Origin of the sequence: Variovorax sp. KK3, assembly GCF_001984055.1 — a bacterium.
GTDB lineage: Bacteria > Pseudomonadota > Gammaproteobacteria > Burkholderiales > Burkholderiaceae_C > Variovorax.
Window position 1 is genome coordinate 1 of the sequence record NZ_LYVO01000052.1, and the last position, 14,056, is coordinate 14,056.

Here is a 14,056-nt window from a genome sequence, read left to right on the forward strand (position 1 = left end):
GAAGTCGGTCTCGCTCGTGATCAGGCCGTTGGCGTCCTGGGTGCGAGAGGCCGCATCGGATTCACCTTCGCCCGAGGGCAACGAGCCCGCCGTGACCGCCAGCTTGCCCTTGGTGGTGCCGTAGCTGAAGTTTCGGCTGGTGCTCAGCGGGTCGATGACCGTTGCAGCGCTGGCAACGGGATAACTCACTTGATATCGGCTGACCCCGCCGGCCAACTCGGTGCTGATCGCTCGTCCTTGTGCGTCGTAGGCGAAGCTGCCCCAGCGAGCGCCGCTCTCGTCCTGGATGCCGGTCAGCGCATGCGGAAACGACGCGTTCTCGTAGGCGAAGCTCCTCGTCTTGCCACCGGGATAGGACACCGATGAAAGACGACCGGTGGCGTCGAATGCGTACCCGGTCTGGCGTCCGTCGAGCGTGGCGACGGAAAGCAAGCGGCCGTTCGTGTCGTGAACGAAAGTCAGGCCGTGGCCGAAGTTGTCGACGACGGTGGCAAGTTGGCCCGCTGCGTTGTATGAATAGCTGTGAGCCCATCCATTGCGTTGGCTGACCGACTGCAGCTTGCCCGAGGCGTCGAACCTGTATGTGGCATCGTCGTCGGCGCGTCGGTAGATCCAGCCCTGATCGCTCGATCGGGCGAGGGTGTCCGCGCCGTTGGTGGCGCTCCACGCCTGAGCGCCTGCGGTGCTGCCGAAGGTCCTGACGAAGCCCTCGGAGAAGTTGATCGCGACGGCCGTTGCCCCACCCGAGGCATCGGAGGCCGTAGTCTTGAGCGAGGTCTCGTGGTTGTGCGACCAGGCCTTGCCGAGCGCGCCACCCTGGCGCCCCGCATCGAGGCCCCAGGCGCTGTGGTACGACCGCGCGAAGGTGAGCCTGGTGCCCGCGGTGATGACGAGATCGATCTCGAACCGGGACTTGTCGCCGCTGGCGGGCGCCACCGGCGCTCCGAACAGTTCACCCGCGCTCGAGGAACGTCCGGGTGCCTTGCAGCTTTGCGCGGAGCCGCTGAGCTGTTGCGGCTCGGGCAGTGCCGCCAGGCACGACGTCTGGCTGCCGTCCTCCTGGTAGCCCGTGTCGCAGCCGCAACCGCCCGAGATGGATGAACTGTTGATCGGGCATCTGTTGCGCAGGAGCTGATAGATGCCGGCTGTTGCCGACGAGCCCGTACAGAATCCATCGCTGAGGCATTGCCCGATCTGGACATCACAGAAGTGGCTGACCGGATCATTCCCGGCAGGACGGACTGTGGCCGAAGTGACCCAGGCCGAGGCCCAGCCGATTCGCAACGCGGCGTTGGCGAAGTCGTCGGCAAAGGCGCTGCAAACCGCCTGCGGCGATGTGGCATCGGCATTTCCACCTGTGGCACCCGAAGGGGTGAGCGAATACACCGACACGCTGGGAGGCGCAAACACAGCCCAGCTCGACGCGCAGAACACAAGCAGCACGAACGCGGTGAATTGCTGGAGCAGTTGCCGGAAAGGCGATGTCTTGATCCGGCGTGAATGCGATGGGAACTTGCGCGCACGGGCGCGACGCGCCTCTTGCGAGCCGATAGGTGGCGGCATGACTTCCTCCCCGTCCTGCGGGTCGTTGTTCTTGATGGGCGCGGATGATAGCCGCAGTTTCTTCACCAAATCACCGCCAACTCCCGAACGCGACCATCACTCACATTTGCAGATCAACCGACTGCTCCCTGTCCCAACATCAGTGCGATCTGCTCCGTCATCAGGCACGCGGCCATGCTCATCGAGTTGACCCCGCTGGCGTCGTAACCACGGACAAATGTCTTGGCCTCTTTCGCAGTGACCACCGGAACTTCCTTGACATCTGTCAACGCGATTCCTAGTATTTCCTCGGCTTCTTGACAGTCGTCCAAACACAACAGGAGACAACCATGAGTGCAACTGACCTGACCGGCCGCAAGGCCCTGGTCACTGGTGGCGCGCGCGGGATCGGCGCGGGCATTGCCCAGGCGCTGGCGGCGGCCGGTGCTTCCGTGATGATCGGAGACGTGCTTGCGCCGCTGGGACGAGAGACGGCAGCGGCCATCGCGGCCGGCGGCGCCAAGGCCGGCTTCGTGCCGCTGGACGTCACGCAGGACGCCGACTGGGAGGCCGCGGTCGCCGCCACGGTGAAGGAGTTGGGCGGCTTCGACCTGCTGGTCAACAACGCCGGCATCGAGATCACGGCGCTCGTGGCCGACATCGATGCGGCCGACCTGCGCCGCATGCTCGACGTGAACATCGTCGGCACCGCGCTCGGCATGAAGCACGCCTTTCGCGCGATGCGGCCGCAGGGCCAAGCCGGCAAGGGCGGCACCGTGGTCAACATCGCATCGGTGGCCGCCACCATCGCCTTCCCGGGCATCGCCGGCTATTCGGCGACCAAGTCGGCGGTCGACCGGCTCACGCGCGTGGGCGCCATGGAGGCCGGCAAGCTCGGCTACGGCGTTCGCGTCAACTGCATCTACCCGGGCCTGGTGCCTACCGAGATGGGCCAGAAGCTGGCCGGCGACGTCGTCACGGCCGGGCTCTTCGCTTCGCCCGAAGCCGCCGTGGGCGAGGTGATCGCGCAGACGCCGATGGGCCGCCTGGGCGAGGTGCAGGACATGGCCGATGCGGTGGTGTTCCTGAGCAGCGACGCATCCCGCTTCATCACCGGCACCGGCCTGGCGGTCGATGGCGGCATGGGCATGTAAGCCCCGAAAGGACAGCACCATGAGCAAGAGCAGCAAGAAGCCGGTCGTCGTCTACGGCGCCAGCGGCTACACCGGCCGGCTGGTGTGCGAGTACCTGCGCGAGTACGGCATTCCCTTCATCGCGGCCGGCCGCAGCAAGGAAAAGCTCGATGCGGCGATGCAGGCGAACGTGCCGGGCATCGAGACCGCCGACTTCGAAGTGGTCGAGGTCGCGCACACCACCGAGGCGCTGACCGCGCTGTTTCGCGGCGCGTCCGTGGTCCTGAACACGGTCGGCCCCTTCGCCCGCTTCGGGCCCGAGGTGGTGCAGGCTTGCCTCGCCGCCAAGTGCCACTACACCGACACAACCGGCGAGCAGGATTGGCTGATCACGCTCGACCAGGAGTACGGCGAGCGCTTCGCGAACGCGGGCCTGCTGCTGTCGCCCGGCCTGGCGCAGATGTACACCACCGGCGAGATCGCGGCGCAGCTCTGCCTCGAAACGCCCGGGCTCGACACGCTGGACATCGCCGTGTTCTGGGGCGGCAGCCCGACCATCGCGTCGACGCAGACCATCCTGGTGAACGCTGCGACCTCGAAAGCCTTCTACCTGCAGCAGGACCAGTACGTCGAATGGCAGCCCGATGCGGGGCTGTACCACCTGTCGATTCCGGGCCAGCACGAGGCCGCTCTGGCGCTGCCGTGGGGCGGCACTTCGCACCCCGTGTGGTTCAGGCGCGACCCGCGCGTGGCCAACGTCAAGGTGCTGGGCGGCGTGTTCAACAAGCCGCTGATGCTGGGCGTGCCGCAGATCGTGGCGGCCGCGCTCGAAGCCACCAAGGACCTGGCGCCCGATGCGCGCTACGAAGCGCTCGCGAAGACCGCGGCCGGCGTGATGAACACGATGCCGCCGCGCGAGAACCCGCGCATCAACAAGTCGGTGGACTCGGTGCATGCATCGGGCCCGCTCGGCCGGGCGCATTGCGTGATCTACGGCAACTGCAATTACAAGCAGACCGGCCTGCTGCAGGCCCATGCCGCCATGTCGCTGCTGCAGCAGGCGCCCCTGCGGGCGGGCTTCGCGAGCGGCTGCCAGGCTTTCGGCCACCGCGAGCTGCTCGGCGTGCTGCGCAGCTTCGGCCTGGTGCAGCCGCCGGTGATCACGGTGCACGCCTGACGGAGCGACCGCCATGCGCCTGATCGACTACCTCGACAAGGGCGCCCAGCTGGGGCCCGGCGCGCCCTGCCTGAGCATGGGCGATGCCGACCTCAGCTACGCCGACGTACAGCGCATCAGCCACCGCGTCGGGCGCGCGCTGCAGCGCGACGGCATCGGGCCCGGCGACAAGGTGGCGGTGCTCAGCAGCAACGACGCGAAGGCCTTCGCCTGCGTCTTCGGCATCTCGCGTGCAGCCGGCGTGTGGTGCCCGATCAACCCGCGCAACGAAGCGGCCGAGAACCGCTACGTGCTCGAGCGCTTCGACTGCGCCTGCCTGATCTTCCACAGCGCCTATGCGCCGATGGTGGAGCAGATGCGCGCCGGCCTGCCCGGCGTGCGGCAGTGGGTGTGCCTGGACCAGGCGCTGCCCTTCGCGCCGTCGCTGGCGCAATGGCTCGACGGCGTGCCCGACGCGCCGCTCACGGTCGCGCCGGTGGACGACCTGGCGATGATCGCCGGCACCGGCGGCACCACCGGCCAGCCCAAGGGCGTGATGCTGTCGGGCCGCAACCTGGAAGCGATGTCGGCGCTGACCTTGATGGGCTACCCCTTCGAGGGCCGGCCCGCCTACCTGGCGCTGGCGCCGCTCACGCACGCGGCTGGCGTGCTGTGCCTGCCGGTGATGGCGCTGGGCGGCCGCATCGTGATCATGCCGAGGCCGGACATCGGCGAGTTCCTCGGCTTGATCGAGCAGCACCGCATCACCCACGCCTTCCTGCCGCCGACGCTCATCTACATGCTGCTGGCGCACGAGAAGCTGCCCGCGACGCGGCTGGATTCGCTGCAGTGCTTCTGGTACGGCGCCGCGCCGATCTCGCCGGCGCGCCTGGCCGAGGCGCTTGAAAAGATCGGCCCCGTGATGGCGCAGCTGTTCGGCCAGACCGAGGCGCCGATGATGGTGTCGATGATGGCGCCCAAGGAGCACTTCATGCCCGACGGCAGCGTGGCGCAAGCCCGCCTGGCCTCGGCCGGGCGGCCCGGGCCGCTGGTGCAGGTCGCCACGATGAACGCCGACGGCGAGCTGCTGGCAACTGGCGAAACCGGCGAGATCGTGGTGCGCGGCTCGCTTGTCATGATGGGCTACTACAAGGACGCCGACGCCACGGCCGAAGCCGGGCGCCACGGCTGGCATCACACCGGCGACATCGGCCGCCTCGACGACGACGGCTACCTCTACATCGTCGACCGCGCCAAGGACATGATCATCACCGGCGGCTTCAACGTCTACTCGGTGGAAGTCGAGCAGGCGCTGATGCAACACCCCGGCGTCCAGGACGGCGCCGTGGTCGGCTTGCCCGACGAGAAGTGGGGCGAGCGGGTCGTGGCCGTAGTCCAGCCCAAGGCCGGCCATGCGCTCGACCGGGACGAGCTGCAGGCCTTCGTGAAGGCCCGCATCGGCAGCGTGAAGGCGCCCAAGCAGGTGGACATCTGGCCCGATCTGCCGCGCTCGAAGGTGGGCAAGGTGCTCAAGAAGGACATTCGCGCCGAGTTGCTGCGGCGCGCGGGCTGAACGCTCAGCGCATCAACCCATTGAGCTTCGCACCCGCCGCCGCATCCGCGAACCCGTCGAAGCGCCCCTCCTGCAGCCCACGAGCGGCCCGCATGAAGCCGCCCCACGCGGCCCGCGCGAGCCCGCCGCCGACGCTGACGCGGCGAACGCCCATGGCCGCGATGTCCTTCAGCGTGAATTCGCTGGTGCCGCCCACCAGCAGGTTGACCGGCTTGGGCGCGACCGCGGCGACCACGGCCTCGATCTGCTCGCGCGTGCGGATGCCCGGCGCGTAGAGGCAGTCGGCACCGGCGTCGGCGTATGCCTTGAGGCGGGCGATGGTGTCGTCGAGGTCGGGCCGGCCGGCGAAGAAGTTCTCGGCCCGGCCGACCAGTAGCGTGTCGCCGCCCTCCTGGTCGACGGCCGCGCGGGCGGCGCGCAGGCGCGCGACGGCGACGTCGATGTCGAACAGCGGATGCGCGGGGTCGCCGGTGGCATCCTCGATCGACAGGCCCGCCACGCCGGTGTCGATGGCCATTCGCACGCTCTGGGCCACGCCTTGCGGATCGGCGGCGAAGCCGTTCTCGAAATCGGCGTTCACGGGCAGGTCGGTGGCGCCGACCAATTCGCGCAGGTGGGCCAGCACGGCCTCGCGCGACAGCGCACCGTCGGCACGGCCGCGCGACCACGCGAAGCCCGAGCTGGTGGTGGCCAGGGCCTCGAAGCCCAGGCTGTGCAGATAGCGCGCGCTGCCCACGTCCCACGGGTTCGGCAGCATGAAGCAGCCCTGGGCATGCAGCGCGCGGAAGGCGGCGCGTTTCTCGGCGACGGAACGTGTCATGGCGACCTCGGTAGAAAGTGGAGCGGAGCGCCTCGAACGAGGCCCAGGGCCGGTTTATAGAACAGCGGCGTGGCGCCCGTGCGGCCTGCATGCAAAATGCGCGCATGAAATGGCTCGCGTCCCTCCCCATCGCCCTGATCGTCGCCGGCTGCGGCGTGCCTCCCAACCAGGTGGTGCCGATGCGCGACGGCACGCTCAAGGCCATCACCTACGTGGCGGCTTCGAACCATTGCGAGGAGAAGGGCCTCACCGCCCGGATGATGGGCAAGGCGCCGGCCGAACAGGGCGTGCTGTTCCGCTGCGAGTAAGGGCGCTCAGCCCCGCCGCATGTCGAGCGGCGCGAAGGAAGAATCGAGCTCTCGCCCGGCGAGCACCGCCATCATCGCGCGGTACAGCTGGCTCGGCAGCACCGGCTTGTGCAGCAGCGGAACGCCGGTGGCGCGCGCCTCGCGCAGCCGTTGCGGCGCGGTGTCGCCGGTGATCAGCAAGGCCGGCAGGTCGTAGCCGAACTCCGCACGCAGCGTCGCGATGGCCTCGGCGCCGGTGCGCAGCTCGCGCAGCCGGTAGTCGCTGATCACCAGTTCCGGCTCGCGGGCACGCGCGAGCGCCTGCGCGTCCTCGATCGAATCGGCCGTGTCGCAGGTGCAGCCCCAGGCCATCAGCAGCTGGCGCATGCCGGTGCGGACCGACTCGTCGTCGTCGATCACCAGCACGTGCAGGTCGAAGCTGCGTGCCGCTGCTGCCGCCGGGCGGCCGCCTTCTTCTTCCACGACGGCGGCACGCGCCAGCGGCAATACGACCCGGAACACGCTGCCCCGCCCCGGCACCGACGACAGCGACAGCGGCTGCCCCAGCGCGCGCGCCAGGCCTTGCGCAATGGCCAAGCCGAGGCCGAGGCCCTTGCGCCGGTCGCGCTCCGCGTTGCCGAGCTGGTGGAACTCGCGAAAGATGGCGTCGTGCTGGTCGCGCTCGATGCCGATGCCGGTGTCCCACACCTCCAGCGACACGTGCGCGCGGCGCGCACGGCAGGCGACCAGCACGCCGCCCTCTTCCGTGTAGCGGATCGCGTTCGACACCAGGTTGCGCAGGATCAGCGCGACGAGCGCCGGGTCGGACCGCACCGCGGCATGCGTTTCGCGCGAGCGGTAGACGATGCCCTTGGCGTCGGCCTGCGGCGCCAGTTCGTTCTCGATCTTGTTGAGCAGCGGCTGCAGCGCGAACACCTGCATCTGCGGCTCGACCACGCCGGCCTCGATGCGCGAGAAGTCGAGCAGGGTGTCGAGCATCTCGGCCGAGGCCTGCCAGGTGGCGCGCGCGTTGGCCAGCGCGTCGTACTGGTCGGTCGACAGCTTGCTGCGCGACAGCACCTCGAGGAACAGGCCTTGTGCGTGAATGGGCTGGCGCAGGTCGTGGCTGGCCGCGGCGAGAAACCGGGACTTGGCCTGGTTGGCTTCGTCGGCCACGCGCTGCGCGGCCTGTGCGTGCTCGGTCTCGACACGCAGGCGCTCGATCAACTCGTGGTTCTCGAAGCGCAGGCCGATCGCGCGCCGCGCCGCGCGCGAGCCGTTGCGCGCCTGGCCCAGCAGCGCGGCCGTGTAGAGCACCGCGGCCACGGCCAGGCCGTTGTAGGCGGGGTCGTCCATGGTCCACAGCTTGGCGCCCAGCACGCCCAGCTCGGCGATGCCGAACACCACGAAGACCGGATAGATGGGCGCCAGCGAGGACATCGAACTCCCCGCCACACCCGCCAGCACCGCAACCACGAGCACGCTGCCGGCCACGCTGGTGGTGCCCAGCGCCGCCCAGGCCAGCGAGCCCCAGATGGCGCCGTCGATCGCGTTGATGACCAGCTTACGCCGCAGCAGGCGGCGCGCATGCTCGGGGCTGATCTCCATGGCCAGCAGGCGCTGCGCGTCCCAGGCGAGGTACAGCTTCATGAGGATGGTGACGCCGGCCCACAGGCGGATGGCCAATGCATTGGCCTCGTTCGACAGCACCCAGACCAGCAGCAACGCGAGCAGGATGGTCGGGATCACCGAACTGCCGATGTTGCCGAGCTGCAGCCGCAGCTGTTCGACCAGCATGCGGTCTTCGGGCAGGCGCGGCCGAACCATCGATGAGGCCGTCGGTCGGTCAGGCGACCAGGCCGCGCTGCCGCGCCGCGAAGCCGGCCTCGGAGCGGCTGGACACCTGCAAGGCGGCGAGCACCGCCTGGACGTGGCCGCGCACCGTGTTCTCCGACAGGTTGAGCCGCCGGCCGATGAGCTTGTTCGACAAGCCCTGGCACATGAGGTCGAGCACCTCGCTCTGGCGCGGCGTGAGCAGTGCGGCGCCCGCGTCGCCCACCGGCGCCTGGGCTGCTTCGCCTGCGACGGGCAGGCCTTGGCGCAGCTGGCCGATCACGCCGAGGATGCGGTCGGCCGGCTCGGCCTTCGAAACGAAGGCCGCGGCGCCGCGATCGAGCGCCAGCCGGATCTTCTGCGGCGAGACATCGGACGACAGAATGACCACCGCCGCCTCGGGCCACTTGCGCTTGACCAGCGCGATGCCCTCGAGGCCGTTGAGCCCGTGCAGCTGGATGTCAAGCAGCACCAGCGCCGGGTCCTGCATGGGGGTGCGCAGCGCTTCCTCGAGCGAGGCCGCCTCGGCCACTTCGAGCCCGTCGATGCCGGCATCGAGCACCATGCGCAGCCCGCAGCGGAACAGCGCGTGGTCGTCGACGAGGAGGATGCGGGGCGGCAACATGGGGAAAGCGAGCGTGGTGCCCACGCATTTTGCCGAAGTCGCCCCCTTGCGCGGCCGGTCCAAATGGACTATTTACGCCGGCGCGCACAGCGGCGACCATCGCTGCAACAACAATTTCACGCTTGCTGCGCCTTCCGTCTTCGACATGAAACCCCTGGTCGAAATCCAGTGCCTCGGCCCCGAAGCCTTCACCTACCGCATCAGCGCCTTCGTCGCCGGTGCGGAGGAGGCGGGCGACAGCGCGACCTTCGATTCGTTGTCGCACTGCCTGTACGACGCCGGCGCCGTGCTGGCCAACTACTTCTCGAGCGTGGAGCTCAACGTCGACGGGCTGTTCGTGGGCTCCTACGCGGTCGACGCGCTGTGCCGCCACTCCAGGCGCGTGGCGCAGCGCATCCAGCAGCACTTTCAGCCGGCCTGAGGCCGCGCTCCTCTCCCCTCATTTGTCCTTCAGCGCACGCCGCAGCGTGTCGATGAAGCTGCGGCTGGCCGCCGACAGCGAACGGCCGCGCTTCGTCACCACGAAGACGTCGCGCGACACGCGAGGCGCCGTCAGGCTGCGCACCACCAGCGAGGCATCGCCGGACGCCCGGGCGAAGGCCGACGGCATGATCGACGGGCCCATGCCGCTGGCCGTCATCCACAGCGCGGTGGACAGAAACGACACCTCGTTGACCACGTTGAGCGCCACGCCGGCCTGCGCCGCCGTGCCGTCGATCAGCGGGCGGATGCCGTAGCCCGGCCGCACGGTGATCAGCGCGTGTCCGGCCAGCTCGGTCCAGCGCACGGGCTTCGCGCTGGCCGCCAGCGGATGCCCGCGCGCGCACACCAGGCTCAGGTGGTCGCGCAGCAGGGTCTGCGTTTCGACCTCGGCGCCCGCGCGCTCGGGCGTGCCGATGCCGAAGTCGACGTGCTCGCCGATGATGCGCGACACGAACTGGTCGGGCGCGCAGTCGTCCACCACCACCCGCACCTGCGGATGGGCCTCGCCGAAGCGGCGGATCGCGGAGGGCATCAGAAACGACGCCAGCGTGGGCGTGATGGCCAGGCAGACGCGCCCGCGCTGCAGTTGCGACAGCTCGCGGAAATCGGCCGACAGCGAATCGACGTCGCGCAGGATGCGCTCGGCCGCGGGCAGCATCTCGTCGGCCGCCGCCGTGGCTTGCAGCGAACGCGTGGTGCGGTCGAAGAGGCGCGTGCCCAGTCCCTCTTCGAGCTGGCGGATCAGCATGCTCACCGCCGACTGCGTGACGTAGAGCTTCTCGGCTGCAGCGCTGAGCTTTCGCAACTGGTACACGGCGAGGAAGGCGCGCAGTTGGCGGATCGTCGGGCTGAACTTCGGATTCATCAGGTCAGATCATATTTCGTTCGAAATTTATTGATTTACGAATGAATGACGCTGCCGTTCAATCGGCCTCGGAGACATCACGAGAGACATCACGAGGAACATCGATGAAGACATTCGCCCGCGCCCTTGGCTGGTTGGCCGCTTCCGCCGGCCTGCTCGCCGCTGCACCTGCGTACGCGCAGGGAGCCGACGCCTATCCCTCGAAGCCGATCCGCATGATCGTGACCTTTCCGCCCGGCGGCAGCGCCGACGCGGTGGTGCGCATGCTGGTGCCGCGGCTCAACGACAAGCTGGGCCAGCCGGTGGTGGTTGACAACCGCCCTGGTGCCGGCGGCAACGTGGGCCTGACGGCGGTCGCCAAGTCGCCGGGCGACGGCTACACGCTGGGCGTGGGCGCGGCCGGCGCGCTGTCGGCCAACGCCAGCCTGTACGCGCAGATGCCCTTCGACCCGATCAAGGACTTCAAGCCGGTCGGCATGCTGGCCGCGATTCCGTTCGTGATCGTGGGCCATCCCTCGCTGGAGGCGAAGACGCTGCCGCAGCTCGTCGCGCTGGCGCGCTCGCAACCGGGCAAGCTCTCGATCGGCCATGGCGGCAACGGCACGGCGATGCATCTGTCGTCGGCGCTCTTCGCGCAGATGGCGCAGCTGCAGCTGGTCGAAGTGCCTTACCGCGGCTCCGGCCCGGCGGCGGTCGACGCGATCGCGGGCCAGGTGCCGCTGGCGGTGGTCGACCTGCCCTCGTCGCTGCAGCAGATCAAGGCCGGCAAGCTGACCGCTTTCGCCGTCACCAGCCCGCAGCGCCTGCCCATGCTGCCGGAGGTGCCGACGGTGGCCGAAGCCGGCTTGTCCGGCTACGACGCCGTCGGTTGGTTCGGCGTGGTGGCGCCGGCCGACACGCCGGCACCGGTGGTCGCGCGACTCAACGCCGAGCTCAACGCAGCCCTGCGCGACGAGAACACGCAGGCGGCCATGCGCAACCTCGGCGTGGAGCCGGCACCGGGCACGCCCAAGGCTTTCGAGGACTACATCCGCAGCGAAACGAAGAAGTGGTCGCAGGTCATCAAGACCGCCAACATCAAGCTCGATTGAAATGAACGAAGCAATGAAAGCCGACGTCCTGATCGTGGGCGCCGGCCCGGTCGGCCTGACCCTGGCCATGGACCTGGCCTCGCGCGGCGTGAAAGTGCTGGTGGCCGAAACGCGCCGCTACGCCGAGCCGCCCAACGTCAAGTGCAACCACGTGTCGGCGCGCAGCATGGAGGTGTTTCGGCGCCTGGGCGTGGCGCAGAAGCTGCGCGATGCGGGCTTGCCCGCCGACCATCCGAACGACGTGGTGTTCCGAACGAGCGTGACGGGCATCGAGCTCACGCGCATCCCCATCCCTTGCCGGCGCGACCGCTACACCGAGACCGAAGGCCCCGACGCCTGGTGGCCGACGCCGGAGCCGCCGCACCGCATCAACCAGCTGTTCCTGGAGCCGATCCTGCTCGAGCACGCCGCTTCGCAGCCGAACATCACCATCCTCAACCGCACCCAGGTGACGGACTTCGAGCAGGACACCGATGGCGTGAGCGCGAACGCCATCGACCTGGATGGCGGCCCTGCGCGCCACATCCGCTGCCGCTACCTGGTGGGATGCGACGGCGGCGCTTCGGGTGTGCGCAAGCGCATGGGCGCGAAGCTGGAGGGCACGGCGGTCATCCAGCGCGTGCAGTCCACTTACATCCGTGCGCCGCAGCTGCGCGCGCTGATCCCGGGCAAGCCCGCGTGGTCCTACTACTCGGTGAATCCGCGGCGCTGCGGCACGATGTTCGCGATCGACGGGCACGAGACCTGGCTCGTGCACAACCACCTGAACGCCGAAGAGCCCGAGTTCGATTCGGTCGACCGCGACCGCTCGATCCGCGAGATCCTCGGCGTGGGCGACGACTTTCGCTACGACGTGATCAGCAAGGAAGACTGGGTGGGCCGCCGCCTGGTGGCAGACCGCTTCCGCGACCGCCGCGTCTTCCTGGCCGGCGACGCCGCCCACCTGTGGGTGCCCTATGCGGGCTACGGCATGAACGCGGGCATCGCCGACGCGGTCAACCTGGGCTGGCTGCTCAGTGCCTGCGTGCAGGGCTGGGCCGACGAGCGCTTGCTCGATGCCTACGAGGCCGAGCGGCAGCCGATCACCGAGCAGGTCTCGCATTTCGCGATGGACCATGCGCAGAAGATGATCCGCGCCCGCCGCGCCGTGCCGCCGGACATCGAGGCGGCCGGGCCCGCGGGCGATGCGCTGCGTGCCGAGGTGGGCCGCGAGGCCTACGAGCTCAACGTGCAGCAGTTCTGCTGCGCCGGGCTCAACTTCGGCTACTACTACACGGGCTCGCCGATCATCGTGGCGGACGACGAAGCGCCGCCGGCCTATTCGATGGGCGGCTTCACGCCTTCGACCGTGCCGGGCTGCCGTGCGCCGCATCTGTGGTTGGCCGATGGTCGCTCGCTGTACGACGCCTTCGGGCCGGGCTACACCTTGCTGCGCTTCGACCGCAGCGTCGACATCCGCGCGCTCGAAGAAGCAGCCCGCGAGTCCGGCATGCCGCTGGTGGTGCTCGACGTGGAAACGGATGGGTTGCCGAGCGCCTACCGGCACCGCCTGGTGCTGTGCCGCGCCGACCAGCACGTCGCCTGGCGCGGTGACGGGTTGCCGGCGAATGCAGGCGCGCTGGTCGGCACGCTGCGCGGCGCCGGCTGACGCTTGTTCACGAATCAGTGCATGGCCGCCTGGCCCGACCGGCTGCGCCGCCATGCCGCCGGCGGGCATCCGTACTCGCGCCGGAACGCGCGGCTGAAGGCCGTGTCGGTCTGGTAGCCCACGTCTTCGGCGATGCGCGCCAGCGGCGCATTGCTGCGACTCAGCAGGTTGGCCGCCATCAGCATGCGCCACTGCGTGAGGTACTGCATGGGCGCGCTCCCCACCAGCTGCTGAAAACGCTCGGCCAGCACCGAGCGCGAGGTGCCGGCGGTGCGCGCCAGTTCTTCCAGCGTCCAGGCCTGGGCGGGGCTGCCGTGCAAAGCCGTCAGCGCACTGCCGACGATGCGGTCGCCCATGCCGGCCAGCCAGCCCGTGCGGCCTTCGTCCTGCTCGTTCATGTACAGGCGCAGCACCTCGATGAAGAGCAGCTCTGCCAGCTTGGCCAGCACCCCTGCGCCGCCGGGGCGTGGCGAGCGCGCTTCGGCCAGGGCGTAGCGCACCGAGCTTTCGAGCCAGATGCCGGCGTCCGAACCGCGCACGTTCACGCGCACCAGCCGCGGCAGGCCCGTGAGCATCATGCGTGCGAGCTTGGCGTCGCAGGCCAGGTAGCCGCAGACCAGGCGCGTGGTAACACCGCCGCCGCCATAGGCCAGCATGCGCGGGCGGCGCGACAGCACCTGGTCGAGGCGGGCGCCGGTGGCCGGCGGCAGGCCGGGCTCGGAGGTCATGCGGTGCGCGTCGCCGTGCGGGAACACGATCGCATCGCCGGCGACGAGGCGCACCGGCGGCTCGCCGGCCATCTCGACGAAGCATTCGCCGTGCGTGATCAGGTGAAAGATCACCACCCGCTCGGCACCGGGCTCGAGGAAGGGCGCCGCCACCTCGGCGGGCGGCGACTGGTAGCACCAGGGCGCGCTGAAGCGGGCATGGATGAAGATCGCGCCCACCAGGCGAACCACGCGCAGGATCTCGGAAAGTGCGTCCATGGCCGTGAACGTCC

General features: G+C 69.3%; 14 protein-coding genes. 7 read left to right on the forward strand and 7 right to left on the reverse strand.

All coding sequences use genetic code 11. From position 1 onward, the window contains the following. On the reverse strand, positions 1 to 1,629 hold a 1,629-nt coding region (locus tag B0W80_RS22290; RefSeq protein WP_143684733.1), incomplete at its 3' end, for a DUF6531 domain-containing protein. A gap of 47 nt (positions 1,630 to 1,676) precedes the next feature. Then, the gene (locus tag B0W80_RS35630) at positions 1,677 to 1,832 is read right to left on the reverse strand and encodes a hypothetical protein (RefSeq protein WP_179106999.1); all 156 of its coding nucleotides are present in this window, start codon (positions 1,830 to 1,832) and stop codon (positions 1,677 to 1,679) included. Positions 1,833 to 1,892: 60 nt separating this feature from the next. Between B0W80_RS35630 and B0W80_RS22295 the strand changes: the two genes are divergently transcribed. The 3 genes from B0W80_RS22295 to B0W80_RS22305 are packed head-to-tail and all read left to right on the forward strand — an operon-like array spanning position 1,893 to position 5,404. After that, positions 1,893 to 2,696 (forward strand): SDR family NAD(P)-dependent oxidoreductase, encoded by an 804-nt coding sequence (locus B0W80_RS22295; protein WP_077001352.1) that lies wholly within the window; start codon positions 1,893 to 1,895, stop codon positions 2,694 to 2,696. Between the two features lie 19 nt (positions 2,697 to 2,715). After that, positions 2,716 to 3,852, forward strand: a complete 1,137-nt coding sequence (locus B0W80_RS22300) for a DUF5938 domain-containing protein (protein WP_077001353.1) — start codon at positions 2,716 to 2,718, stop codon at positions 3,850 to 3,852. A 13-nt stretch (positions 3,853 to 3,865) separates the two neighbouring features. After that, positions 3,866 to 5,404 carry an AMP-binding protein gene (locus B0W80_RS22305; RefSeq protein WP_077001354.1) on the forward strand — a complete coding sequence of 513 codons (1,539 nt, stop codon included), beginning with the start codon at positions 3,866 to 3,868 and terminating at the stop codon, positions 5,402 to 5,404. Between the two features lie 4 nt (positions 5,405 to 5,408). Here B0W80_RS22305 and B0W80_RS22310 read toward each other — a convergent pair whose 3' ends face one another. Continuing rightward, the gene (locus B0W80_RS22310) at positions 5,409 to 6,224 is read right to left on the reverse strand and encodes an oxaloacetate decarboxylase (protein ID WP_077001355.1); all 816 of its coding nucleotides are present in this window, start codon (positions 6,222 to 6,224) and stop codon (positions 5,409 to 5,411) included. A 104-nt stretch (positions 6,225 to 6,328) separates the two neighbouring features. On the opposite strand from B0W80_RS22310, the gene B0W80_RS22315 reads away from it, so the two are divergent. Continuing rightward, complete coding sequence (locus tag B0W80_RS22315) at positions 6,329 to 6,532, forward strand: hypothetical protein (RefSeq protein WP_077001356.1); 204 nt, start codon at positions 6,329 to 6,331, stop codon at positions 6,530 to 6,532. Positions 6,533 to 6,538: 6 nt separating this feature from the next. On the opposite strand, the gene B0W80_RS22320 is transcribed toward B0W80_RS22315, so the two are convergent. Further along, complete coding sequence (locus B0W80_RS22320) at positions 6,539 to 8,338, reverse strand: hybrid sensor histidine kinase/response regulator (RefSeq protein ID WP_143684734.1); 1,800 nt, start codon at positions 8,336 to 8,338, stop codon at positions 6,539 to 6,541. A 19-nt stretch (positions 8,339 to 8,357) separates the two neighbouring features. Further along, on the reverse strand, positions 8,358 to 8,969 hold the full coding sequence (locus B0W80_RS22325; RefSeq protein ID WP_077001357.1) for a response regulator transcription factor: 612 nt from the start codon (positions 8,967 to 8,969) through the stop codon (positions 8,358 to 8,360). Positions 8,970 to 9,114: 145 nt separating this feature from the next. On the opposite strand from B0W80_RS22325, the gene B0W80_RS35095 reads away from it, so the two are divergent. Further along, on the forward strand, positions 9,115 to 9,390 hold the full coding sequence (locus tag B0W80_RS35095) for a hypothetical protein (RefSeq protein ID WP_143684735.1): 276 nt from the start codon (positions 9,115 to 9,117) through the stop codon (positions 9,388 to 9,390). Between the two features lie 18 nt (positions 9,391 to 9,408). On the opposite strand, the gene B0W80_RS22335 is transcribed toward B0W80_RS35095, so the two are convergent. Then, positions 9,409 to 10,317 (reverse strand): LysR family transcriptional regulator, encoded by a 909-nt coding sequence (locus tag B0W80_RS22335; protein ID WP_077001359.1) that lies wholly within the window; start codon positions 10,315 to 10,317, stop codon positions 9,409 to 9,411. A gap of 104 nt (positions 10,318 to 10,421) precedes the next feature. Here B0W80_RS22335 and B0W80_RS22340 point away from each other — a divergent pair, with 104 nt between their 5' ends. Next, positions 10,422 to 11,408 carry a tripartite tricarboxylate transporter substrate binding protein gene (locus B0W80_RS22340; RefSeq protein WP_077001360.1) on the forward strand — a complete coding sequence of 329 codons (987 nt, stop codon included), beginning with the start codon at positions 10,422 to 10,424 and terminating at the stop codon, positions 11,406 to 11,408. Between the two features lies 1 nt (position 11,409). After that, positions 11,410 to 13,056: an FAD-dependent oxidoreductase gene (locus B0W80_RS22345; RefSeq protein WP_077001361.1), complete on the forward strand. Its 1,647-nt coding sequence runs from the start codon at positions 11,410 to 11,412 to the stop codon at positions 13,054 to 13,056. 14 nt (positions 13,057 to 13,070) lie between these two features. Here B0W80_RS22345 and B0W80_RS22350 read toward each other — a convergent pair whose 3' ends face one another. After that, on the reverse strand, positions 13,071 to 14,042 hold the full coding sequence (locus B0W80_RS22350; protein WP_077001362.1) for an AraC family transcriptional regulator: 972 nt from the start codon (positions 14,040 to 14,042) through the stop codon (positions 13,071 to 13,073). Positions 14,043 to 14,056: the final 14 nt, after the last annotated feature.

Bases quoted from the DNA above. Each gene is read 5' to 3' on its own strand.
- B0W80_RS22350 (WP_077001362.1), bottom strand. From the start codon at position 14,042: ATGGACGCACTTTCCGAGATCCTGCGCGTGGTTCGCCTGGTGGGCGCG.
- B0W80_RS22315 (WP_077001356.1), top strand. From the start codon at position 6,329: ATGAAATGGCTCGCGTCCCTCCCCATCGCCCTGATCGTCGCCGGCTGC.
- B0W80_RS22335 (WP_077001359.1), bottom strand. From the start codon at position 10,317: ATGAATCCGAAGTTCAGCCCGACGATCCGCCAACTGCGCGCCTTCCTC.
- B0W80_RS22345 (WP_077001361.1), top strand. From the start codon at position 11,410: ATGAACGAAGCAATGAAAGCCGACGTCCTGATCGTGGGCGCCGGCCCG.
- B0W80_RS22305 (WP_077001354.1), top strand. From the start codon at position 3,866: ATGCGCCTGATCGACTACCTCGACAAGGGCGCCCAGCTGGGGCCCGGC.
- B0W80_RS22320 (WP_143684734.1), bottom strand. From the start codon at position 8,338: ATGGTTCGGCCGCGCCTGCCCGAAGACCGCATGCTGGTCGAACAGCTG.
- B0W80_RS22295 (WP_077001352.1), top strand. From the start codon at position 1,893: ATGAGTGCAACTGACCTGACCGGCCGCAAGGCCCTGGTCACTGGTGGC.
- B0W80_RS22340 (WP_077001360.1), top strand. From the start codon at position 10,422: ATGAAGACATTCGCCCGCGCCCTTGGCTGGTTGGCCGCTTCCGCCGGC.
- B0W80_RS22325 (WP_077001357.1), bottom strand. From the start codon at position 8,969: ATGTTGCCGCCCCGCATCCTCCTCGTCGACGACCACGCGCTGTTCCGC.
- B0W80_RS35095 (WP_143684735.1), top strand. From the start codon at position 9,115: ATGAAACCCCTGGTCGAAATCCAGTGCCTCGGCCCCGAAGCCTTCACC.
- B0W80_RS22300 (WP_077001353.1), top strand. From the start codon at position 2,716: ATGAGCAAGAGCAGCAAGAAGCCGGTCGTCGTCTACGGCGCCAGCGGC.
- B0W80_RS22310 (WP_077001355.1), bottom strand. From the start codon at position 6,224: ATGACACGTTCCGTCGCCGAGAAACGCGCCGCCTTCCGCGCGCTGCAT.